The 21,935-nt window shown below is 59.4% G+C and carries 18 protein-coding genes; 3 read left to right on the top strand and 15 right to left on the bottom strand.

The genetic code is table 11. The features are described 5' to 3' along the window. From trbL to ACR3XE_RS05040, 9 genes are all read right to left on the bottom strand, one after another. Positions 1-1,314, bottom strand: a complete 1,314-nt coding sequence (trbL, locus tag ACR3XE_RS05080; protein ID WP_473698688.1) for a P-type conjugative transfer protein TrbL — start codon at positions 1,312-1,314, stop codon at positions 1-3. A gap of 131 nt (positions 1,315-1,445) precedes the next feature. Further along, positions 1,446-2,198, bottom strand: coding sequence for a P-type conjugative transfer protein TrbJ (gene trbJ, locus ACR3XE_RS05075; RefSeq protein ID WP_473698689.1), 753 nt, complete (start codon positions 2,196-2,198; stop codon positions 1,446-1,448). Beyond that, positions 2,195-4,678, bottom strand: coding sequence for a conjugal transfer protein TrbE (trbE, locus tag ACR3XE_RS05070; protein ID WP_473698690.1), 2,484 nt, complete (start codon positions 4,676-4,678; stop codon positions 2,195-2,197). The genes trbJ and trbE overlap by 4 nt, the downstream gene beginning before the upstream one ends. A gap of 7 nt (positions 4,679-4,685) precedes the next feature. Beyond that, positions 4,686-4,970: a VirB3 family type IV secretion system protein gene (locus ACR3XE_RS05065; protein WP_473698691.1), complete on the bottom strand. Its 285-nt coding sequence runs from the start codon at positions 4,968-4,970 to the stop codon at positions 4,686-4,688. Continuing rightward, the gene (locus ACR3XE_RS05060) at positions 4,967-5,299 is read right to left on the bottom strand and encodes a TrbC/VirB2 family type IV secretion system protein (RefSeq protein WP_486185953.1); all 333 of its coding nucleotides are present in this window, start codon (positions 5,297-5,299) and stop codon (positions 4,967-4,969) included. The genes ACR3XE_RS05065 and ACR3XE_RS05060 overlap by 4 nt, the downstream gene beginning before the upstream one ends. A gap of 3 nt (positions 5,300-5,302) precedes the next feature. Further along, positions 5,303-6,292, bottom strand: coding sequence for a P-type conjugative transfer ATPase TrbB (gene trbB, locus ACR3XE_RS05055; RefSeq protein ID WP_473698692.1), 990 nt, complete (start codon positions 6,290-6,292; stop codon positions 5,303-5,305). Next, positions 6,289-6,693: a CopG family transcriptional regulator gene (locus ACR3XE_RS05050; protein ID WP_473698693.1), complete on the bottom strand. Its 405-nt coding sequence runs from the start codon at positions 6,691-6,693 to the stop codon at positions 6,289-6,291. The genes trbB and ACR3XE_RS05050 overlap by 4 nt, the downstream gene beginning before the upstream one ends. A 6-nt stretch (positions 6,694-6,699) precedes the next feature. Continuing rightward, a complete protein-coding gene (locus ACR3XE_RS05045) occupies positions 6,700-8,730 on the bottom strand; it encodes a conjugal transfer protein TraG (protein ID WP_473698694.1) in 2,031 nt (676 codons plus the stop codon). Between the two features lie 245 nt (positions 8,731-8,975). Continuing rightward, positions 8,976-9,593, bottom strand: a complete 618-nt coding sequence (locus ACR3XE_RS05040) for an SOS response-associated peptidase (protein ID WP_473698695.1) — start codon at positions 9,591-9,593, stop codon at positions 8,976-8,978. Positions 9,594-9,714: 121 nt separating this feature from the next. Between ACR3XE_RS05040 and ACR3XE_RS05035 the strand changes: the two genes are divergently transcribed. The 3 genes from ACR3XE_RS05035 to ACR3XE_RS05025 all read left to right on the top strand — a co-directional run bounded on the left by ACR3XE_RS05035 (position 9,715) and on the right by ACR3XE_RS05025 (position 12,188). Then, complete coding sequence (locus ACR3XE_RS05035) at positions 9,715-10,959, top strand: Y-family DNA polymerase (protein WP_473698696.1); 1,245 nt, start codon at positions 9,715-9,717, stop codon at positions 10,957-10,959. Further along, positions 10,956-11,207 carry a hypothetical protein gene (locus ACR3XE_RS05030; RefSeq protein ID WP_473698697.1) on the top strand — a complete coding sequence of 84 codons (252 nt, stop codon included), beginning with the start codon at positions 10,956-10,958 and terminating at the stop codon, positions 11,205-11,207. Before ACR3XE_RS05035 ends, ACR3XE_RS05030 begins: the two co-directional genes overlap by 4 nt. A gap of 471 nt (positions 11,208-11,678) precedes the next feature. Then, positions 11,679-12,188 (top strand): hypothetical protein, encoded by a 510-nt coding sequence (locus tag ACR3XE_RS05025; RefSeq protein ID WP_473698698.1) that lies wholly within the window; start codon positions 11,679-11,681, stop codon positions 12,186-12,188. 743 nt (positions 12,189-12,931) lie between these two features. Here ACR3XE_RS05025 and ACR3XE_RS05020 read toward each other — a convergent pair. The 6 genes from ACR3XE_RS05020 to ACR3XE_RS04995 form a co-directional block, all read right to left on the bottom strand. Further along, positions 12,932-13,222 (bottom strand): type II toxin-antitoxin system RelE/ParE family toxin, encoded by a 291-nt coding sequence (locus ACR3XE_RS05020; RefSeq protein ID WP_473698699.1) that lies wholly within the window; start codon positions 13,220-13,222, stop codon positions 12,932-12,934. Further along, positions 13,215-13,469, bottom strand: coding sequence for a type II toxin-antitoxin system ParD family antitoxin (locus ACR3XE_RS05015; protein WP_473698700.1), 255 nt, complete (start codon positions 13,467-13,469; stop codon positions 13,215-13,217). The genes ACR3XE_RS05020 and ACR3XE_RS05015 overlap by 8 nt, the downstream gene beginning before the upstream one ends. 269 nt (positions 13,470-13,738) lie before the next feature. After that, positions 13,739-14,887, bottom strand: coding sequence for a 5'-methylthioadenosine/S-adenosylhomocysteine nucleosidase family protein (locus ACR3XE_RS05010; protein ID WP_473698701.1), 1,149 nt, complete (start codon positions 14,885-14,887; stop codon positions 13,739-13,741). Further along, positions 14,884-15,333, bottom strand: a complete 450-nt coding sequence (locus ACR3XE_RS05005; protein WP_473698702.1) for a response regulator — start codon at positions 15,331-15,333, stop codon at positions 14,884-14,886. Before ACR3XE_RS05005 ends, ACR3XE_RS05010 begins: the two co-directional genes overlap by 4 nt. After that, positions 15,330-18,221: a hypothetical protein gene (locus ACR3XE_RS05000; RefSeq protein ID WP_486185952.1), complete on the bottom strand. Its 2,892-nt coding sequence runs from the start codon at positions 18,219-18,221 to the stop codon at positions 15,330-15,332. Before ACR3XE_RS05000 ends, ACR3XE_RS05005 begins: the two co-directional genes overlap by 4 nt. A gap of 116 nt (positions 18,222-18,337) precedes the next feature. Further along, the gene (locus ACR3XE_RS04995; protein ID WP_486185951.1) at positions 18,338-21,640 is read right to left on the bottom strand and encodes a DEAD/DEAH box helicase; all 3,303 of its coding nucleotides are present in this window, start codon (positions 21,638-21,640) and stop codon (positions 18,338-18,340) included. Between the last annotated feature and the right edge of the window lie 295 nt (positions 21,641-21,935).

Here is a 21,935-nt window from a genome sequence, read left to right as displayed (position 1 = left end):
TCAGTCCCTTTCTTTGATATCGGGGGTTGCGGAAGCGCCGCCTTTGTCGCCCCCTTGAATGGTATGAATCGCCATCTGGCGGCGGTGCCGTGCGGTCTGTGTGGCGTGGAGGTTGCGGGCCCAGGCGGGCGCGGCGTCGCTGCCAGAGCCAGACGCTGGCGTGGATGATCGCGTCGATGCAGACGACGCCGACGTCGTGCCGGCGTTCCAGGCCGCTTGGCGGCCGCTCTCGGATGCCGCGCCAATAGGGCTGCCGCCCATATGCTTTGCGGCGGTGCCTCGCGCAGCGGCCGCGATGCCGCCAAGCCCAGCTCCTATGCTCGTCGAGCCGGAAGTTTCCTGACCGAGTTTGTAAGCGGTGGATGCAGCAGATCCCATCGAGGTGCCAGCGCGGATGGCACCGAGTCCGGCACCGGCAGCACCGCGTACGGCGGCCACCGCCCCTGCCCCGCCCATGGCGATCCCGCCAGCAGCGAGGGCGGTTGTCGCGACCGCCGCGCCGGCGCCAAGCTGGGGAGCACCCGCGACAAGGCCTGAGGCGATGCCGGGACCGAAAATCGATAGTCCGAACATGGCAAGGCTCGCGAGCATCAAGGAGACGGCTTGCTCGATCGATACGTCGCCATCGGTGAGCGCACTGGTGAAGTCGGCAAAATAATTGGAGCCGATGCCGACGATGACAGCCAGCACCATGACCTTGACGCCCGAACTGACAATATTGCCAAGCACCCGCTCGGCAAGAAAGGATGTCCGGTTCCACAATGCGAAGGGCACCAGAACAAACCCGGCAAGGCTCGTGAGCTTAAATTCCAAAATCGTGATGAAGAGCTGGATTGCGAGGATGAAGAAGGCAATGATGACGATCACCCATGCAATCATCAGCACGGCGATTTGAACGAAATTGTCGAAGAAGGCGATCGGCCCTACCAGATCCGCGGCTTGCTCGAGCAAGGGGGCTGCCGCCTCGAATCCGGTTCCGGCAAGCCGGCCCGGCATCAGCAGGTCGTGGGCGGTGATGGTTCCGCCGCCTGCGGTCAGGCCGAGCCCGGCAAAGGAGCGGAAGATGATCTCGGATAATGTTGAAAAACTGTTCAGGATCAGTGCGAAGGCGCCGACATAAAGAATTTTCTTGAGGAACTTTCCGATCACATCATCCTCACCGCCGAGCGCCCAGAAGAGCCCGGCGAGCGTGATGTCGATGCCAATCAGGGTCGTGGTCAGAAATCCGACGTCGCCGCCCAGCAGTCCAAAACCGCTGTCGATATAGCGAATGAACGCGTCCATAAATTGGTCGATGACGTTGAGGTCGCCCAAATCGAAAATCCTTGTCGCAAAAAATCAATTCAAAATATGTCGCGGGATCCGGCGGCTATGAGAGGAAAAGCCGCTCAGAATCCCGCGACGGGTCGGCGCTGACCGGGAGCTAGGGACAGCACCGCCCTAGCTCATGGTCGCGGCGTGTAGGCCTTGCCGTCGCCAAGGAAACGGCGCGTCGATGCGCGCGCTTCGCGTTCAATCTGTCCGCGCCGCGCCTGCTCGATCGCTTGTCCGCGAAACTGCGCCGCCATCAGTTGCTGAATCTGGAATTGCTGCTTGGCTGTGAGCGCCAGCAATTGATTGGTGGACTGCTGCGCCTGCAAACTGCCTTCGGCGCCCTGACTTGTGGCAATGATCTGGCTCAGCGTCTGGGCGTCGTCGCGGACATTTTCGACAATCTGGCTTTGGACCCCCATTGTCTGCCGGAACGACGCCATCGCCGTATCGAGCCGCTGCTTCGCAGCGGCCACACGCAGGTCGCGATTCACAAGCTGGTCCAGAGTTTCGGGGAAGAGCTGGCGATAGCGCGCATCCAGTTGTTCGACGCGAAAGTCGATTCCTTTTGCCTGCCCCATCAGCCGGTCGATGTCAGCGAGCTTTTCGCGCAACTGATCAAGCCCGGGGAAGTCAATCCGTTTCAGGTTTTTGCCTTGATTGACAAGCATCTGCGCTTCATTCTGAAGACTCTTTATCTGATTGTTGATTTGGCTCAGCGTCCGCGCCGCGGTGAGCAGGTTTTGCGAATAATTGCTGGGATCGAACACGCTGATCTGCGCCGATGCCGGCGTACTCGACATGCCGACGCCCATGACAAGGGCAGCAACGGCGCCCAAGCATAGCAGGGCGGCGGCGACAGGATTACGGGCTTCATTGATCATCATATTTCTCCTTCTTGGGGGGCTTGGGGGTTTGGAAAATCGCCGAGCAGACCGGACGCCCAGCCCAAATCGCAGCTCTCCAGAAAGAGCTGCGCAAATCTGATCGGGTCGGACGATCTGATGCCTAGCGGGCTGGTTTCTTTCAGGATCGCATCGATGCGCTTCTGCGTCTCGGGGTCGGACGCGCCGCACAACGCAAGCGCGATCGGGCCCAAACCCAATTCGAACAAGCGGTTGCCGCGCGATGATTGGAGATAATATTGCCGTTTGGGCGTGGCCCGACTGACGAGCTCGATCTGGCGGTCGTTGAGACCGAAGCGCTCATAGGCCGCGCGTGACTGCGGCTCGACCGCCCGGTCATTGGGAAGCAGGATCCTTTGCGGGCAGCTTTCGATGATCGCAGGCGCGATCGTCGATTCCGCAATATCTGCCAGTGACTGGGTGGCGAACACCACCGCGACATTGCGTTTGCGCAAGACTTTGAGCCATTCGCGGATGCGCGCGGCAAACAGCGGATGGTCGAGAAATATCCAGGCTTCATCGAGGATGAGCAGCGTTGGCCGACCGGTGAAGCGTTCCTCGAGCCGGTGGAACAAATAGGTCAGAACCGGCGCAACCACAGCGGCATGCCCCATCAGCGCCTCGGTCTCGAAGCATTGGACGTCGGCAATGGCGAGATCATCTTCGGCAGCGTCGAGCAGACTGCCGTAAGGCCCTTCAATCGTATAGGGCGCGAGCGCCGACCGCAGCGCGGTAGATTGCAGCAGCATCGTGAGCCCGGTCAATGTCCGTTCCTCGACCGGCGCACTAGCAAGGTTCAGCAGCGCCGACCAAAGCAGTTCCTTGATCTCGGGCGTCACGACGAGTTTTTCATGGGTGAGCAGCGCGGCGATCCACTCGGCCGCCCAGGCACGCTCGTCGGGCTGGTCGATGTGGCGCAGCGGCTGGAAGGCGATCGCGCGGCCGCCCGTATCACCCTCCCCGCCAAGTCCGAGCGCATGATGCGCCCCGCCCATCGCCAGCACCGCAGCGCGCGCTGAAAATCCCTTGTCGAAGATATAGACCTGGGCATGACGGTAGCGCCGGAACTGGAGCGCAAGCAACGCAAGCAGTACCGATTTCCCGGCACCTGTCGGCCCGACGACAGCCATATGCCCGACATCGCCGACATGGGTGCCGAGCCGGAACGGCGTCGATCCGCTGGTTTCGGCATAGAGCAGCGGCGGACCGCCGAGATGGGTATTGCGCGCAGGCCCCGCCCAAACACAGGACAATGGCATGAGATGGGCAAGGTTCAGCGTATGGACGAGCGGCTGCCGGACATTGGCATAAACCTGCCCCGGCAGCGAACCAAGCCAGGCTTCTACAGCGTTGACAGTCTCGCGGATCGTCGTGAAGCCAAGCCCGTTGATGATGCGCTCGACACTGCGCACCTTGTCATCGGCGCGCGCCCGATCTGTGTCTGCCACGGTGATTGTTGTCGTGAGATAACCGAAAGAGACATGATCGCCGCCTAGCGCCTGCAAAGCGAGATCGGCATCGACCATCTTGTTGTCGGCATCGCTGTCGAGCAATTGCGCCGGTTGATTATACAGGACCTCGCGCAGCAACGCGGTCACCGATTTGCGCTTGTTGAACCATTGCCGCCGTAATTTGGTCAGCGCTTTGGTGGCATCGCTTTTGTCGAGCGCGATAAAGCGCGTCACCCAGCGATAGCCGAAGCTTTGGTGATTGAGCGCATCGAGGATCGCGGGGCGGCTGACATTGGGGAAACCAAGAATTGTCAGCGTGCGCAGATGCTGGTTGCCCAGCATCGGTTCGAGCCCTCCGGTCAGGGCTGTGTCGGCGAGCAATCCGTCGAGATAGAGGGGCGTGTCGGGCACCGCGATTTCGTGACGGCGGTCCGAGATCTTCGCGTGGAGGAAGGTCAACGTCTCGGCGTCGTCCAATGCCCGCGCTTGCGCCATGAACCCCGCCAGCAAATCCAGAGCGCGGTCACTCTCGGCGATAAAGGCGGCGAGCGTCTGCCGCCAGTCGCGACCCTTATGATCGTCGCTGCGTTCGATGAGCGCGCGTCCGGCACGATCCGTCTGATCGGCGGGCGGCATGAAGGTGAGCGTCAGATAGGTACGGCTCTCGAAATGCGCACCGGCATTTTCAAATCCGGCCCGCCGCTCCTCATCGACCAGCCAGGAGGCCGCATCGGGGAAATCGCTTGCGGGATAACCGAGCGCCTCGCGCCGTTCGGCTTCAAAATGCAGCGCCCAGCCTGTTCCGAAGCGTTTGAGGACATTGTTCGCCCGCGCGCACGCCGACACCAGTTCGGCTTCGGTCGCCGATTCAAGGTCGGGACCGCGGAATAGCGCGGTGCGCTGGAAGCTGCCATCCTTGTTGAGTAGGACACCGGGTGCAACCAGCGCCGCCCAGGGCAGATGATCGGCGAGCCTGTCCGCCTTCTGGCGATATTCGCCCAAGTTCAACATGCGAGCCTCAGCATGATAGATATCCTTTCTGCCGCAGATGACGGGTGAGAACGGGCGCGAAATCGGGATCACGCTTCGCCGCGAACACCGCAAGCGTGTGGCCGATCGCCCAAAAAGCGATGCCGGCGATCCATTGCTGCAAGCCGAGCCCGATCGCGGCGGCGAGCGTGCCGTTGATGATCGCAATCGCCCGCGGCGCACCGCCAAGCAGGATCGGTTCGGCAAGCGAACGATGCAAGGGCGCTTCATAGCCTTCGAGGGACTGGCCCCTGCTGTGGCTGACCCACGTCATGCGATGAGCGCCCCGCCGCCGAAGCTGAAGAAGGAGAGAAAAAAGCTCGAGGCTGCAAAGGCGATCGACAGCCCGAAGATGATCTGGATCAGACGGCGAAAGCCGCCAGCGGTCTCGCCGAACGCCAGCGTCAGACCGGTGACGATGATGATGATGACCGCGACAATCTTGGCCACCGGCCCCTGCACCGATTCAAGCACCCGCTGGAGCGGCTCTTCCCAGGGCATGCCCGAGCCAGCGGCATGGGCCTTAGTGGCCACAGTAACCGCAAGGCCAAGTGCGGTTATGAGCAGAAACGGACGATGGTCATCGAGGCGGGACAGGCGCATGGGTCATTCTCCTTGGGTGTTGATGTTGGAATCGGGGATAAGGTCGGCGATCGCATAACCGCCTTGCGCGTCGAGACCGGCGACGCGCGCCAGACCCGACACGCGGCGGGCAAGACCGCGCCCGGAAATGAAGACGATCATGTCGATGGCTTCGGCGATCAGTCGCCGCGGCACCGTGACCACGCTTTCCTGCACGAGGCTCTCGATCCGGTAGAGCGCCGAAAGCGCCGAATTGGCATGCACGGTCGCGATGCCGCCGGGATGCCCGGTGTTCCAGGCCTTGAGCATATCGAGCGCCTCGGCGCCGCGCACCTCGCCGACGATGATGCGGTCGGGGCGCAGTCGCAGCGTCGAACGGACAAGATCGGACATGGCGACAACGCCGGGCCGGGTGCGCAGCGCGACCACATCGCGCGCTGCACATTGGAGCTCGCGTATGTCCTCGATCAGGATGACCCGCTCGTCGAGGGTGCCCATCTCGTCGAGCAGCGCATTGGCGAGCGTGGTCTTGCCCGAGCTCGTCCCGCCGACGACGAGAATATTCTGGCGCTCGACGACGCCAAGCGACAAAATCCGCGCAGCGTCGGCGCACATAATGCCGCCCTCGACATAATCGAGCAGCGTGTAGATGCGCGCGGCGGGTTTGCGGATCGAGAAGCAGGGCGCGAGACTGACCGGCGGTAATATGCCTTCGAAGCGTTCGCCTGCCCCCTGTCCATGCGGCGGCAGTTCTGCCGACACAATCGGCGATGTGGCATGGACTTCGGTGCGGGCATGGCTCGCGACCAGCCGGATGATGCGTTCGACCTGCGCCGGATCGTAGCGCGTTCCGCTATCGATACGGCCCTCACCGAGGCGGTCGAACCGCAATATACCATCAGGATTGACCATGATCTCCTGGGTCAGGGGATCAGCGAGCGCTGCAACGATGGTCGGCCCCATCGCCGTGCACAACATCGCGCGCCGCCGTTCTGCAGATAAAACGCCGGTCATAGGGCGACCTCCGATTGATCGTCAGTGTCGATCGAGCGCTTGCCGCCCGCAATCTGGCGGCCTACCTGGGTCACGAACGCCTCGAAGCGCTCGCGACCGACCGCGCGCGCCGCGCTATCGGCCTCGGGCAACGGCGCCGTCACCATGAGCTGGTAGCGTATGAACAGCGACAGACTCTCGAGCAGCACGTCGATATCGCGCCGCGCCCGGCCAATCTCGCGGCTGATACGATCGAGCCGGCCTTTCACCAGATCATCGATCTCCTTGGTCCCGCGCCGGGCGAGCCAGGCGGTAAGTGCATCGTTGACGATGCCGCTTTTGGTCGCACCGGGCTTGGCAGCGAGCGCATCGAGCGCTTGGGACAACTCGCCGTCGATATAAAGATTCTGCCGCAACTTCATGGCCTGTCACAGCCCCGGCAGCGGGTCGTGCCCGCTGCTCTCGTTGATGCCATAGCCGCGCGCGATCGAGCTCAAGCCCCGCGCCTGATCCATTGCCTTTTTGTCCGTGGCCGGATCCTGTTCGTCCTGATCAGGAGCGAACATATCAAATTGCTTGGGCGCCTCGGGCTTCGGCGCACGCTCAGCGGCGAGCCCCGGATGGCGTTGCTGCTGCAGGCCGCCGCCCTCCCCCGACGCCTCCGTGGCTTCCTCCGACGGCTCCAGTCGCGCATCCTGTTTGCAGGCAAAGCTGCCCCAGTCGTTGGACCGCGCTACGGGCCGGTCGGCATAGCGGGATTTTGACAGGGCCGGTGGCGGCGCGAGGCGGTTTATGAAGTTCGCGTCTTCAAAATAGCGCAGCTTCTTCGCGCGGATCGGGGCCAGACCCGATACCAGAACCAGCTCGTCCGTTTCGGGAAGCTGCATCACCTCGCCCTGTGTCAGGAGGGCGCGCGCGGTTTCCTGGCGGCTGACCATGACATGCGCGAGCCAGGGCGCAAGCCGGTGCCCGGCATAGTTGCGCATCGCGCGCTGCTCGGTCGCAGTGCCAAGCGCGTCGGAAATCCGTTTCGCGGTCCGTTCGTCATTGGTCGCAAAGGCGATGCGGACATGGCAATTGTCGAGGATCGAATGATGCTCGCCATAAGCCCGCTCGATCTGGTTCAACGACTGGGCGATCAGGAAAGCGCGAATGCCGTATCCGGCCATGAAGGCGAGCGCGGTTTCGAAGAAATCGAGCCGCCCGAGCGCGGGAAACTCGTCGAGCATCATCAAGAGTTGATGCTTGCGCTCCCCCGTCGGTCCGCCCTCGAGCCGCTCGGTGAGGCGGCGGCCAATCTGGTTGAGGATGAGGCGGACGAGCGGTTTGGTTCGTGAAATGTCCGACGGCGGGATGACGAGGTAAAGCGAGACGGGGTGATCGCATTCGACAAGGTCGGCGATGCGCCAGTCGCAGCCTGATGTAATTGCGGCGACGGTGGGGTCGCGATAGAGCCCCAGAAACGACATTGCGGTCGAAAGTACGCCCGAGCGCTCATTCTCCGACTTGTTGAGCACTTCGCGCGCTGCAGACGCGACAACCGGATGGACTTTCGGCGCCTTTTTGGTCCCGAGATGATTGGTGGTCATCATCCGCCGCAAAGTCGCGGTGAAGGGCCGCTGCGGATCGGAGAGGAAGGTCGCCACGCGCGCGAGCGTCTTCTCCTCCTCGGCATAGAGAATGTGGAGGATCGCGCCGACCAGCAGTGAATAGGAGGTCTTCTCCCAATGGTTGCGGCGTTCGAGTGCCCCTTCGGGATCGACTAATATGTCGGCGATATTCTGGACGTCGCGCACTTCATATTCGCCGCGGCGCACTTCGAGCAGCGGATTATATTTGGCTGATCGTGGGTCGGTCGGGTTGAACAAAAGCGCATGGCTGAAGCGCGAGCGCCAGCCAGCGGTGAGCTTCCAATTCTCGCCCTTGATGTCATGGATGACCGCCGAACCGGTCCAGCTCAGCAGGGTGGGAATGACAAGACCAATGCCTTTGCCCGAGCGGGTCGGGGCAAAGGCCATGACATGCTCGGGGCCATTGTGGCGCAAATAGCGGTTGTTAAGACGACCCAGGAATACACCGGCTTCGCCAAACATCCCGGCGCGCATGATTTCGCGAGATTCGGCCCAGCGCGCCGATCCATAAGTGGTGACATGGCGCTGCTGCCGCGCGCGCCATAAGGATCCGACAATGGCGGCACCGCAGCCGATAAAGCCGCTCGCGCCTGCGAGTATCCCCGCTCTGTCAAAAACCTGCGGAGCGTAGGCGTTATAATGATACCACCATGGGAATAGGGCCCAGGGTCGATAGACCGGCATGTCGAACAGGTTGAACCAGGGCGACCCAAGCTGCGGCTGGTAACCGAGCATCGCTGCGCACCATTGGGTCGCGCCCCACACCCCCGCGATGACAAGTCCGAACACGATAATGATCTGACCGATAAGCAATTTGGTCGGGGTCATGGGCAAAGCTCCGCCCGAGGGGCAGACGGCCGCTCGGGTTCATGCCCACAAGGATCGGTTCAATTGCTCGCTGTGAAAACTACGGTCTCGACGCGCCACGGCGCGCCATTAAGCGCCAAACCACAGCCTATGCGCGAGTCTCACCCGTTCTGAAGCCTTGCGACCATCCGGAGGTCCTTGCCGATTTCGCGATTCGCCGCCGACAGGTCATTGCGCTTTCACCAGGGTCTCACACTGAATCTGCTCTAAACTCGCCGCCACGCCTCGCTGGTGCGTTCGACAGCCAATCTATCGGCGGGATATTGGGTGACGAGCGCAAAGGCTTCATCGGCGGGCGCATTGAGCCATATGTCATGATCGTCGGTGTGCAAAATGACCGGCATGCGGTCGTGAATGTCGCATAGCTCTTGGGTCGCATCGACCATGACGCCGGTATAGCAGTCGCCCCAAACGTCGGTCGGTCGCCATAGACCTGCCCATGCTGCTATTTCCTGATCGGCAGTGCTGATCCATGTGCGCGTCATCTTGCCCTTTGGCCCTTCGGCTTCGGCAAAAGCGGAAAAGGGGATGAGGCAACGCTGGGCGGGGGTTTCGAACCAATGCCGCCACATGCCGCTTCGCAGCTTGTCGTCGCGGGCATTGTTGACGGGTTTGGGCTTGCTGTCCGGCTTCATCGATTTGAGGCGGAGCGGGAAGCCCCAAGTCATTTGCTGCAAGATGCGTTTTCCGTCAGCTTCGCGCACGACCAAGCCGGGATAATGGGGGTAGGTTTCGCCGGGGGCGTTGATGCCGGTTGGCGCACTTGCCCGAAAATGATCAGCGACTTCCTGCGCGCTATTCTTGTTGGCGTATAGATTGCACATGCCGCGATGATGACGCGCTTGGCTCGTCTGTCAACGCGTCTGCCGCCATTCGCTTGTCGCATGACGCTTGACCAATGTTCCTCTTATGTTCCACTTAGAGGCTCCCCTTGCGAATCGAGCCATGCGACAGCCAGCCACCATTGAGCATCTCTATTTGGACTTTGACGGCTTCTTTGCGTCGGTCGAACAACTGCGCGATCCGTCATTGCGCGGGCGGCCTGTTGGCGTCGTGCCTTATGTGGGCGGGCGAAGCTGCATCATTGCCTGTTCGCGCGAAGCCAAAGCACGCGGCGTAAAGAATATCATGATGGTCGATGAAGCGCAGCGGATATGCCGCGACATCGTGCTGGTGCCGCAAAAGCCCGACCTATACCGACGCGCGCACAATGCGCTGGTGTCCGAAATCAACGCCGTTGTTCCGGTCGATCAGGTGAAGTCGATCGATGAGCTGTCCTGCCGACTGGACGAGGATCAACGCGCCGACCCCGCAGCACTGGGAACGGCGATCAAGCGCGCGATCCGCTATAACATTGGTGCTGCCGTGACCTGCTCCATCGGATTTGCGGCAAACCGCCACCTCGCCAAGATAGCGGGGGGCACGCAAAAGCCCGACGGACTGACCATATGGCGGCCGGGCGATATGCCGGGGCCGCTGCTGCGCGTTCCGCTGGAGGATATACCGGGCATTGGTCGCAGGATGGAAAAGCGGCTGATACGTGCGGGGATAACCGACACGGCGGCCTTTCTGGCGATGCAGCCCAAACATGCCCGCGCGCTATGGCGCAATGTGACCGGCGAGCGGCTTTGGTATGCGCTGCACGGCTATGACATAGAGGCTCCGCCAACCGAGCGCGGAATGTTCGGTCATGCCCGCGTGTTGCCGCCCGATGCCCGCTCGCTAACCGATGCCCGCACCATATCGCGGCTGTTGCTGGTCAAAGCGGCAAGGCGGGTTCGGCGTGCGGGCTATTATTGCGCCTCGCTGTCGCTTTGGATGCAGGGCTATGAGAAAAGCTGGTTCGACGCGATCACGCTGCCTCAGGTCAATGACGATCAGGCGGTGCTTCGCGCGCTGGCAACGCTATGGGACCGTCTGACCCCCAAGCCTGACCGCAATATCAAAATCATGCGGATCGGCGTCACGCTGGGCGATCTGACCCCGGCAAACCAGCGCCAGCTAGATTTCCTGCTCGATGACGACAGCGAGCGGCAACGATGGGAGCGGCTGGGCATGGCACTCGACCGGCTCAATATCAAATATGGCAAGACTGTTGCCAGCGTCGGCTTTTGGCAGCCACCACCGGGCGGCAATGTCGGGGGCAAAATATCGTTCACCCGAATCCCCAGCGGGGAGGATTTCTGGTGAACTGGCGCACCAATATCCAGGTGCTCGATCTGGACCCCGGCGACCGTATCGAGCTGACATGCCGCAAGTGCGGAAATATGCGCTGGCTGACAGCCGAGGAATTGCTGGCACGCAAAGCGGCGTATCGTTTGACGCTTGGCGAAGTCGAGCGCCGCGCACGGTGTCGGCAAAGAGGGTGCAAGGGGACAATGCGCATGGCGATGCCTGCCGATCACGACACGGCGGGTTTTGTCGGGGGTATCGCTTAGCGGCTTAGTGTCGCGCCCGATAGGCTGCGACTTCCGCAGAGCTGATATCGTCAGGATAGCATTTGGGGGATGCGCCCCCTGGCCTGCTCCATGCACTGCGGCCGCCGCACTTCGAACCATTGCTGGTTCTATTATATGGGCAAGGGCAATTGCCCGAGTAGCGCTGAATCGATTCCTTGATGATCTCGCGCTTGATCTCGGCGTCCGACTCTCTGGCAACACTGGGTTGCGCTATTGCGGCGCCTGATAGGACTGCCACAATCAATATTGTCTGTTTTATCATCCCCGCCTCAATGGGCGACCTATAGCGGAAAATAATGAAATATTCGACTCCTGCACCCCCAGAACAATGGCCCAATGCAGTATAGCCAATTGTACATCATCTGATTGCACATCGCCGTTGACAGAATATCATAGCTAACGCTTAACAGAGCGGCAGAGGATCATAGTCATGATTCGGGGGAGATTTTCATGAGAACAGCCGTCTTTATTGGCGCAGTAGCAGCCTTGGCTGCAATGCCCGCATCCGCTCTTTCAGCACAAGAAGTCGACGCCGCGCAAACGGCTCCCAAAACAATCACACTCCCGGTAAATTCGCTCGTTGAAGTGACGCCTTCTGTCGAAATCTCCTCGAAGAAGATGAAAGAGGGCACCACGCGCGACTTTCTTGTGGTCAATGATGTGTCGTATGAGGGCATTGTTATCATCCCTCGTGGTTCGCCAGTCACCGCACAGGTAACATGGAGAACGGGCAAGGGCATCGTTGGTAAATCCGCCAAGTTCGAGCTGTCATTTGATCGGGTCAGGGTAAACCAAGTCGACTATCGTCTTCGCGGAATGCACCGGCAGGAAGGGCGCGGCAATACAGCTGGTGCGCTGCTGGGTGCCGCGATCATCACCGGAAAGTCCGCCACAATGGTTCCCGGTCAAATCGTCAATGTCTTCACGGCTGAGCCCATCATGGTGACAAAATTTCGTTGATCGCCATTCTGCTGGCAACGGTTGTCCCTGCGGGAGAAACATTTGTCTGCACCCCTGTTAGGGTGTGGGACGGTGATGGCCCGATTTGGTGTGCGGAAGGTCCGCGCATAAGATTGTCGGGCATTGCCGCGCGCGAACTGGACGGTTCATGCAGGGACGGCCACCCTTGCCCCGGAGCAGACCCTATTGAGGCTCGCGATCACCTCGCACAGCTTGTCGGAAACATTATTGGCACGTCGCGTGAGGGGCATCTTCTTGTGAAGGGGCCAGCGATGCGCTGTCAGTCGGAAGGCAGCGGCAAGGGAAGCCGGACAGCTGCATGGTGTGTGTCACCTCGCTCCGGCGACCTGTCGTGCGCGATGGTGCGTGATGGATATGCGGCACGATGGGATAGTTACTGGAAGGGCCACCAATGCGGCTAACATCAATCCATAAGGACTGGCTTTGGGGCTTGACTGCGATTGCCTTCCTACTCTGGGTATTTGGTAATGTAGGCTATGCGCTGTGGGTGAGCTGATAGGAAAAAGCATAACGAGCGAGACTATAATTGCGTGAGAAATCTGGACCACTCAGATAGTTGACCCTCACGGCTCCGCTCGAAACTGGCCAGTGAAGTCAGCTTTAACCCCAGCTACGGGCCCACATGATGGCGTGACGGCGATCCTGAACGAGCGGCAAGTTGAAGGAGCGCCGATTGGCGGGCTGAACGGCGGCATCTGGCGAAACGGCAGCCATGCTCACCCTCATAGATGCTGCTCAAAATCCATACTGTAGTGCAGCACGCGAACAATCAGAACTTCGTCAGTCGTTGCCACATAGAATATGACATGGGCTTGCTGCCTGATGCGGCGAAGTTGTGGGGCGATGTCATCCGCGCTTCTGCCAAGGTGCGGATTATTGAGCAGGGAATCGAAACAAGCCTGCAATTGGCTTCGATATTTGCGCGCCTGTTCAATGCCGAACTCGGCAATAGTGTAATCTGCTATGTCGCCAAGATCGCTTGCAGCTCGTCTGCTGATGCGCAGCTCAGCCATTGCCCGAGCTGCTGCGCGCCTCCGCTGCCGCCCAGATTGCATCAAGGGACATGTCGCTGACGCCGCTGTCCAAACCCTCTGCAATGGCCTGCTTCAAGTCGGATAGCTTATTCTGCCCCTCTTGATCGCGGCGCAAAAGGTCGCGAATATACTCGCTGTCATTGGTGAAATCTCCGCGAGCAATCTGGGCCTTTATCCACGCATCCTGATTATCACTAAGTGTGATGGTTTTTCTGATAGTGGTCATGTGTTGCTCCTACAGCGCCATAGTATCATACTATTGGTGCAAGGGGCAATGGGGCAGTGGGCGAGACCACCGCTTTGTTGATGATCCTGATGGCCATAAATGGGCCGATTAAAGACGGTCTGCTTGTGGTGAGACAAGCGGCCAGAGCTGCCATTCCGCTTTGATCGCGCCGTCGGTAATTCCCGCGACAAATCTGACGCTCAATTCTTACACGCTATATGTCGCAATTTGCTCATTCGCCGCGTGTATCTCCGGCGAAAACCAAGACTTCATTCCGACAATAATTTCTCCAGTGCCTTTACTACGAACCGTGCGGACAGCGCGCAGCCATATTCATGATAACGGTCATCTTTGTGCGGATTAGCAAGATCGACGACGGTCTTTGCTGCTAGCGAAATACCACCGCCGTTGAAGAAATCGTGCGCCGCGAATAGTACGGAGGCGACCTCCATGTCGATACCGGCGACCTTTCTCCCCTGACTGCCGATCACGTCGCCTACCGTCTCGTCCGCCACCACTTGCGAGCCGGTCACCATAGGCTGCACTTGGATAGGCGCGCCGCCGATCTCCGAATGGAGCAGGCCTTGACGAAGCTCTTTCGATAAATCGTCGGTGGCCATCTGGCCGAGCACAGTCCGGCAGTGCGGCGGGGGTCCTACCTGCAGCTGATCGTGTTTGAGTTTGCCCTCCACGAACTTGCCGGCCTGATAATTCCAGCTGATGTCCGGAACAATCAGCGCGCCGAGTTCGGTCTCGCCCTCGCGGCCGCCGCAAATCCCCGACATAGCGACAGCTCGCGGGCGGAAGGTTTCGAGAGCGCGCGTCGTGACGATCGCGGCGCTGATCATGCCCGGACCCGGCTGGACCACGATCACTCCCCTGAGGTCGCCGATTCTGGCTTCCTGGCAGTCGAGGCCCTTAACAACTGACGTCTCGCCTATCGTTGCGTCGGTCTGCCGAAAGCCCTGCCGTTCCTTTTCTAGCGCGCAAACGATCAGGAAATCGAGCGACCGGGTGGAGAATGTCTCCTTGAGCTTCTGCGCGAGCGGCGACTTCCAATGGTCGGTCTCGTCGAACTGGATGACCGCGACATTGTGCCGCGCGAAGCTTTCGCGCGCGCTCCCAGCGATGTCGGGGTAGCCGGTCATCACGATCCAAGACGCGGTGCGGCCCGAGAGATGATTTTCGATGAGCTCGCACCATTGGCAGGTCGCGTCGACATCGGATCCGCCTTTGTGCTGCGGCATCACAAGATCGACGATGATCAGGTCGAAACGTCCCTTGCCGAGTTCTATGATCGCGTCGTTGACCGTTGGCGCCTCGACGATCTCGGCATCTTCGATGTCGATGGCGATGCCGACCAGCGCCTTGATCTTCTCCGCCTTCTCGGTGGCGTCTTCTGCAAGCAAAATCCTCAATTCTGATCCCCCATTGCCGCTATCAGTCTGTCTTTCCAGTCTTGGCTATCTTCATCGAAACGGATGACGTCGGCGACATTCATCACCTCATCCTTCTCGACCACCGCCTTGAATTCATCGAGCCGTACATGGCGCCGGTCATATTCGACTGTCGGATACTGGGTCAGAATCGCTACACGTTCCGGACGGTCGCTAAAGGCGAGGAAGAGCAGCACGTCGAGCCCGCCCACGGGCTGCGAATAGGTGTCTATAGCCCCGACCTCGCTCGTATGGCTCGGGATAGCCATGTCGAGGATGACGAAGTCGAATATATGCTCCTCAAGCGTGGCCATCGCGCTTCGGAGCGAGATCGCGCGCGTGATCTCCTCGCCATTCGCCAACGGTTCGACGGCCGCTGCAATCGCATTCATCTTGAAGGGCTCGTCTTCGACGATTAGGATTCTCATTCGACGATACCCGTATAGGGAAAGCGCATCGACACGCAGAGGCTGCCGGTTGGCACCCTATTGCTCTCCATAGTGAAAGAGAGGAGGCTCCGCTCGGCTTCCATTTTCTTGAGTTTGCGGATGCCGCTGAGGCCCTCGACGATATCCGCGCCGTCTGCACCAACACTTCCAGCCGCCTGCATCCGTGACAGGGCCTCGTCGGGGCAGGCCCCGGCTCGCACATCGCTTCTCACGGCAATTTCCAGCACTTGGCCGCTTCCGGAGTTGTAAAGTTCCGCCTTGATTGTCAGCATCCCGGGGTGCGGCCCGTGCTTGGCGGCGTTGCGCACCGCGATCGTCAGGGCGTCATAGACGGTGTAGTAAAGCGAGCCCGAGAGCTTGAGCTCTTTGTCTCCCTCGAAATCGAGCTCAGGGCTGAAATCCTCATATTCGTCATTCGCCTCCTGCAGCACCACTTGCAACACATGACCAAGCTCGGCGATTGGCGAAATATTCGGGGGCTTCTTAAACCACGAGATGACCGTGTTGAAATGATCTGTCAGCGTAAGATTGATCTGCTTTTCAAAACTGATGGCGCCGGCGTTGAACGGGTGATGGCGCATCTTGAACGTGCCGGTCTTGCTTCGGGCTTCGGCGATCGACGCTTGGACGCTTGCGAGCTCCAGCTCCAATATGAGCCAGCAATATTGCTCGATACGCTCGGGTAAGAGCAGGATTCCATGCTCCTTCTGCGCCTGCTCGAAAATGGCGTTGAGGCAAATGAGACAAGTTTGCCATTTGTCGTTGGTGTCGATCTCGGCGCTGATCATCCCATTCTTTTGCGTGGCCTTGTCGTAGAAATGGAGGCGCGAGGCAAGCGTATTGACGGAAGCGGAAAACTCCTCCCGCCAACTCCCATATTGCGCGGCGATTGCGGGCGGAGCGTCAATCTTGGCGACCTCGGGAATTCCGTTGAGGAGCGTGCCTCGCAGGGTGCCGTGCCGTATGCGGCGGCCAAGGAACGAGGCGATCCCATAGTCGGAGTTTTTGCAGAATTCGGCATAGCATTCAGTGATTGACAGCAGCGCGCGCGCAATGGGATTTCGGTGCGCGGTCAGAAACATCGTCTGACGCTTCGCCTTGTCGGTAATATCGGTCACCGGCGGCAGGCGCGGTTCGTCCTGTCGGATGAAATTCGAGAAATCGGCGAGCTTGTTCTGTTCGATCCACTGGCGGAAGCGCACCGCGTCGATGCTAATCCGCGCCTCGTTGATTGCCCCCCGCACGACAGCGATCTTCCGGTCTAGGCGGAGCTGCTTCGCCTTCTCCAGCGACATTTGGTCGCCGCTCTCGTCGGCATGCCATTCGAGCAGCCGCGCGCGCGTTTCATAGACCGAATTGGCGGTTTCCATAAGCAGCGGCATCTGGCTGAGCAGCGTCTCGTCGAGCAATGTTATAAAATATTGGACGATGTGCGGCTCGAGCCCCCTGACCTTCTCTATGAACGCAAGGATGTCACCGTCGTGATGCGCCCGGACATATCGCTGGAACTGGTCCTTGAAACCGAAGCTGTCCTTGGTCGCCGAGCTGTGCGCGCGCAGCAGCGTCTGCAGGATGAGCTTAACGAAGGGATCCGTCGCTGTACTCACCGCCCGCCGCAGTGTCGGCGTCGAAAGTAACCGGTCGACCTCGAAGGTGCGCCCCATCAGCAGCGCCATGGTTTCGGCGCTCATGCGAGAGAAATCGGGATCGTTGTCGCAGACCCAGATCAGCGCGCAGGTTCTCGCAAGCGCGCCGCTTCCCGCTGGCGAAAAGCGCGGGGGCAAGGCCTGGTAGGATGGATTAGTTTCCGGGGTAAGGTCCTCGACCCTGCCCGTACCCTCATAGAAGCGGCGGGCAAACGTGCGACCGCGGCCCGCGCGCTCGTCGCGGAAGCCGGGAATGTCGTAGATCGGCTGCACCGCCGCGCGAAACTCGCGGAACGAGCGATATTCGAGGAATGCTGGGGCCGCGCGGAAGGCTTGCAGGTCGCCATAGGGTTCGTCAGGTCCGAAATAGTCGAAGCGATGGTCTTCCGTGGCGCAGAGTCGCTGCCATGCCGCAACGATCGATGGCGACAGCTCGGGCAGATCGTCGCAGATTCCGAGATCGCGGTGACAGAGGATCGCCATCGCCGCGTCGGTCACGCTGATCTCATAATGCGCATTGATTATCGGCAGCACATCGGCCGGTTCCAGTGCGAGCGGCGCGAAGCAGAGCGAAGATATCTTCTTCGCGATACTGTCCTGCCGCGCAAGCCCGACAAAGTCCCGGAACCGATATTTGAGGTCGAGATAATTGAACTCATTTCCAATCGAGTCGATCATCGCCATGATCCCAAAATTCGGATCGTGGACGCCGTAGGAATCGACCAGTTCCACGCATGCGCGATAGGAAATTGTTTCCTTCGCCGAATAGCCGATGATGAAGGCGGCCTTCCGCGCAAAAGCGAGCGAATGACCGCATTGTAAGACGATCTCGGCGACAAGCGTTGCAATCACCTCGTCGAGGTGCGACGCGATCCCGATGTTCAGAGCTGCGAGCAGATCGAAGGCCGCGCTGATTTCTTCGGCATTCCTGTTGACCCGTTCACCGATGTATTGCAGCGCGATTGCGTCGGGCGGCACGAGCGACATGCCACGCGGCGACTGAAAGGGCGAGCTTGTCGGATTCTCGGGCAGGATATCGAGGTGGCGGAAGAGATTGTCCGAGCGCAGCAGGGAATCGACTTCGCGCAGATCGCTCAGGCTCACGCCTTCCAGTAACTTCGTGAGCGTCGATTGTGCCTCACTGAAGCTCAGACCTCGATTTAGCAACCCCCGCAAAAGCGACCGTGTTTTGAGCTCCTTAATATTTTGAATCGATGCCATGAGACTTCTTTTTAACCACACTGGAAAGTGCAAATATAGGCTGCTTCTAAGTCGAACCGAGTCAATAAGCCAAGCGAGGAAGCTGACATAAGAATTGGCGGCTCAGCCTCTCATCTTTACAAGCTTGAGATCACGCGGAGCGGAGCGCTGTAAGTGTCTAGCAGGTAATTTTCGGTAGCCGCGAGCAGATCGAGCTGCGCCGTGCCGATCGATGATTTCGCAAGACCGGGCTGGACGATCCAGACCCGATGTTCCAGGTCCATAACCTGCCATCGGCCGATCCAGTCGCGGATTTGGTCCAGCCCGCCGCGCTCGAAACGCGATGGCAGCCCATTTTCTGTGCGAAGCTGTTCGCGTTTGCGCATACGTTTCAGTATCCGGACCGGGTAAGTCATCCACCTGATCGACTTTTGCGCTTGTCCGCACACCTCGTAGAGATCGGCAACGCGATTGCCGGCCGCCTCCCCATGAGCATATTTCAAATGATATAGGTCGACCTTTAGACAATCGTCGACTTCACGCATGACGACGATGTCTGCAATCTCGCCGGTGCCGTCATCGTCGAATATCACCTGATGGTCGGGATCTTCGAGCAGCCAGTCGATGATGTGGCGCTGGATCGATTCGGGCCGTTTCTCGATACCCTGCGATTCAACCTTCAAGTCGACATCGCCCCAATCGCGTGGCGTTATCTTCGTCTCGTTGAAGCTTCGGCGCTCTTCTTCACGCGGTATTTTGTATAGCTCGTTCGCAATGAGAAAGTCGCCGTCAGAGAAAAAAATATGCGGCGGATCTTCGGCGAATACTTCGGCCAAAGGCCGTTCTTTCCCAAAAATGATCGAGACGGGTGGCCCATCGATTTGAGGATAGGCTACACCTTCGGCGGTGATCTCGACCCCAAAGGTGGCCTCGGCGCCGGGCGACACCAATTTGAAGCGGATCGGCGCATCTGCATCGAACCCGACAAGCTCGAGTTCGCAATCGAAAAACCCGATGGTGGTGTCAACGCCGCCAAAGCGGAAGGCGATCCTCTCCTCAAGGTTGATCAGAAACTCTTCGGGCCAGTGGATCGCCAGGGCCACCTTTCCCGGCGGACGTGCACTCAGCTGCTCCTGCTTGACGAGGTTACGCAAAAACGCGTCGGTCGCGATACTATTGTCAGTGACCTTGCGGCCGATGTCGCGGCACCATTCGATCCAGTCAGAAAAATCAGCGGCTGACTGCATTGCCCAGAATTTGCCCTTGGCCGAACAGCCGATGGTGCGCTGTCCTTCACCATTATAGCCGAGGCCGAACAGATTGGATTTGCGTTTGCCGCTGTTCTGCGCGTCGGTCAGCTGTGCCGCGATGTCCGACCCGGCAAACATCGTATAGCGTATTTTACGGCCCAATAGGCTGCTGAGGCCGAGGTTCATCAATAGCAGGCGGTTGATCCCGTCAAGCGCCCGGTAAACGATTTCGCCGGCAATCCGGCTAACCTTTTCTCCGCACAACGCCTTCGCCAAGCGTTCGTGAAGATCCTTCGAACGCGTGCTGTTGATATAGAGAAGCTGAGTGTCCTTGTCCCAATGAACCAAATAGAGATTCCACTCGACGTCGGCGACATCCTTTATCGTGCTCCAGCGGACCGGCACGTCCTCACGCGTGACAAAGATGGCGAGGTGTTCGGATTCATTGACCGTGGGGCCGCTATGGAGGGAAAAGGGCGGTAGTCCGTGTTCTAGCTCGTGCGGCCGCCATTCCTCACTTTCGGTACGATAGATAACGGTACTCATCTTGGGGATGAGGGTCTGAAGGGGAATGCCTTCCAGCACTTCTCCAAATCCAGAGATCAGCTCCGCGCGCTTGATCTGTTTGCCGGTTTTCGCGTCGCTCAGCACCTTGAGAAGGAAATTCCAGTCCGCATCTTCGGCGTATAGCGAGCGAAGGCTATCTTCGACCTTGGCCTGTTCGATATTGGCGAAGACGGTGGCATCGCCGATGTGCTTGGCATCACGAGTGAAACGGCCGGTGAATTGCAAGGTGATCGCGACGCTCTTGTGGCGGTCATGAAGTCCGGAGATTTTAAGCTGCGGCAGATCAAACCCTTCGCCGAGCATATCGACACACACGATGATACGGCTGTCGCGCGAGCGGAGACGGGCGAGCGCTTCTTCCTTTTCGGAAGGTTTCATCTGGCTGTGGATGATGACCGGAGAAAATTTACCAAGCTGCGTGCGGTAAAGCTTATGCAGAGCGATCGCGCGCTTGATGTCTCGGGCGCGTGCCATAACGAGATGATCACAACCTTTGCTGAGATCGGCCTCGAGCTGCGCTCCGACAAGCCGCACAATTTCCAGGTCGGCCTGCGCCTCTTCAAATCCTTGCACAGCCCGGAAATTGATCGGTTTGAAATAGCCCTCTTCCTGCGCCTTGCCGAGGGGATAGACGTAAATGAATTTTCCATCGACGCGCCGCCCGTCGGTTCGAAACGGGGTCGCCGTAAACTGAACTACCGTCTTGGCGCCGAACCTCCCCTTGAACTGCTGCCAAGTTTTAGCGGCAATATGATGCGCTTCGTCGATGAACAGGTGCGAGCAAAGCTCGGCCATGCGCGCTTGCACCTCTGGCGTGCACTGACCCGCGACCTGCATCGTCGTCACAACGACATTTGCGCGGGAGAATATCTCGGTGACTTCCTGAGGCGACGTTGGCCGTCCGTCGAGCACAGCGACCACAGGCGTTTCCGCCGTGGGAGCGAGAACTCCGGCATCGTGAAGAATACCAAAGCTCATGAATTTTTCAGCGATCTGGTCCCGCAAGTTTGCGTTAGGCACGACGATCAGGAGACGTTCGAGCCGGACCGCCGCGAGCAAGCTCAGCATGGTTTCGGTCTTGCCGGTCCCAGTCGGCATGACGATTGTGGCAGGTTGAGAGGTTACGCTCCAATGCGCCAGCGTGGCGTAAAGTGCCCCCATTTGCGGAGCCCTAAGTCCCTTCTCGACGATCTCGCCCTGCGCATCGCGAATCTCGCGCCGAAATGTGAAGGCGTCTTTCCACGATGCGCGCGCGCGCTCACAAATGGCACATGCTTCTTCGATGCTTAACTGTGCCGGCTTTCGCGCCGCACCGCGCACCCATTGAATTTGTCCGGCGAGGCTTTTTTCTGACAGATCGGCCTCGGTCACAAAATCCGGCGCGACGAGAATCTGTTCGAACGGCAGTTCAGCAGCCGACTTGCGAGGAAGGAAGAGCAATTTTCCGAAGGGTTCGACGTCCGCAATCAAACCTCGCAGACCGCGCGCTGAATAGCTTGCTAGATGCAAGCTGCGTACGAATGCTTTGGGACCACGCTTCTCTATCGACGAACGAAAGACGCGACCCTTGACTTCAATCTGCTGCGGCACGCCAATCGGCGTGGCCTGCGAGAACAAGTCCATTTTTTATCCCTCGCGTGACGGACTTTTGCCGCCCTCTCCCAGTCGCTAGAACTAGATGATTACGAATGAATTCACCATCCCAGATCACCAAATAATCTTCATATTCTGTTCCAATTTGAACAAATATCGCCTCGGTTGCACCGAATGCACTGTTGCGGCCGTCGTCCGGGAGGAAACAATAAAGCCGTATCGCGGCATGACGTTGCCGGTCATGGTCGAAGCGATCGTCCGGTTTCAGGAGGCACCCGCGTGCTAAGCAACGGCGTAAATGAGGCGCAAAGGAGACTGTCCGTCT

Source organism: Sphingopyxis sp. 10G20-10, assembly GCF_057365075.1.
The sequence above is the reverse complement of the archived record's forward strand: the minus strand, read 5'-3'. Positions and strand labels throughout refer to the sequence as shown.

Excerpts from the sequence above, each read along its gene's own strand:
- trbJ (WP_473698689.1), bottom strand. The coding sequence starts at position 2,198 with ATGATGATCAATGAAGCCCGTAATCCTGTCGCCGCCGCCCTGCTATGC.
- trbE (WP_473698690.1), bottom strand. The coding sequence starts at position 4,678 with ATGTTGAACTTGGGCGAATATCGCCAGAAGGCGGACAGGCTCGCCGAT.
- ACR3XE_RS05065 (WP_473698691.1), bottom strand. The coding sequence starts at position 4,970 with ATGACGTGGGTCAGCCACAGCAGGGGCCAGTCCCTCGAAGGCTATGAA.
- ACR3XE_RS05060 (WP_486185953.1), bottom strand. The coding sequence starts at position 5,299 with ATGCGCCTGTCCCGCCTCGATGACCATCGTCCGTTTCTGCTCATAACC.
- trbB (WP_473698692.1), bottom strand. The coding sequence starts at position 6,292 with ATGACCGGCGTTTTATCTGCAGAACGGCGGCGCGCGATGTTGTGCACG.
- ACR3XE_RS05050 (WP_473698693.1), bottom strand. The coding sequence starts at position 6,693 with ATGAAGTTGCGGCAGAATCTTTATATCGACGGCGAGTTGTCCCAAGCG.
- ACR3XE_RS05045 (WP_473698694.1), bottom strand. The coding sequence starts at position 8,730 with ATGACCCCGACCAAATTGCTTATCGGTCAGATCATTATCGTGTTCGGA.
- ACR3XE_RS05040 (WP_473698695.1), bottom strand. The coding sequence starts at position 9,593 with ATGTGCAATCTATACGCCAACAAGAATAGCGCGCAGGAAGTCGCTGAT.
- ACR3XE_RS05035 (WP_473698696.1), top strand. The coding sequence starts at position 9,715 with ATGCGACAGCCAGCCACCATTGAGCATCTCTATTTGGACTTTGACGGC.
- ACR3XE_RS05025 (WP_473698698.1), top strand. The coding sequence starts at position 11,679 with ATGAGAACAGCCGTCTTTATTGGCGCAGTAGCAGCCTTGGCTGCAATG.
- ACR3XE_RS05020 (WP_473698699.1), bottom strand. The coding sequence starts at position 13,222 with ATGGCTGAGCTGCGCATCAGCAGACGAGCTGCAAGCGATCTTGGCGAC.
- ACR3XE_RS05015 (WP_473698700.1), bottom strand. The coding sequence starts at position 13,469 with ATGACCACTATCAGAAAAACCATCACACTTAGTGATAATCAGGATGCG.
- ACR3XE_RS05005 (WP_473698702.1), bottom strand. The coding sequence starts at position 15,333 with ATGAGAATCCTAATCGTCGAAGACGAGCCCTTCAAGATGAATGCGATT.
- ACR3XE_RS05000 (WP_486185952.1), bottom strand. The coding sequence starts at position 18,221 with ATGGCATCGATTCAAAATATTAAGGAGCTCAAAACACGGTCGCTTTTG.
- ACR3XE_RS04995 (WP_486185951.1), bottom strand. The coding sequence starts at position 21,640 with ATGGACTTGTTCTCGCAGGCCACGCCGATTGGCGTGCCGCAGCAGATT.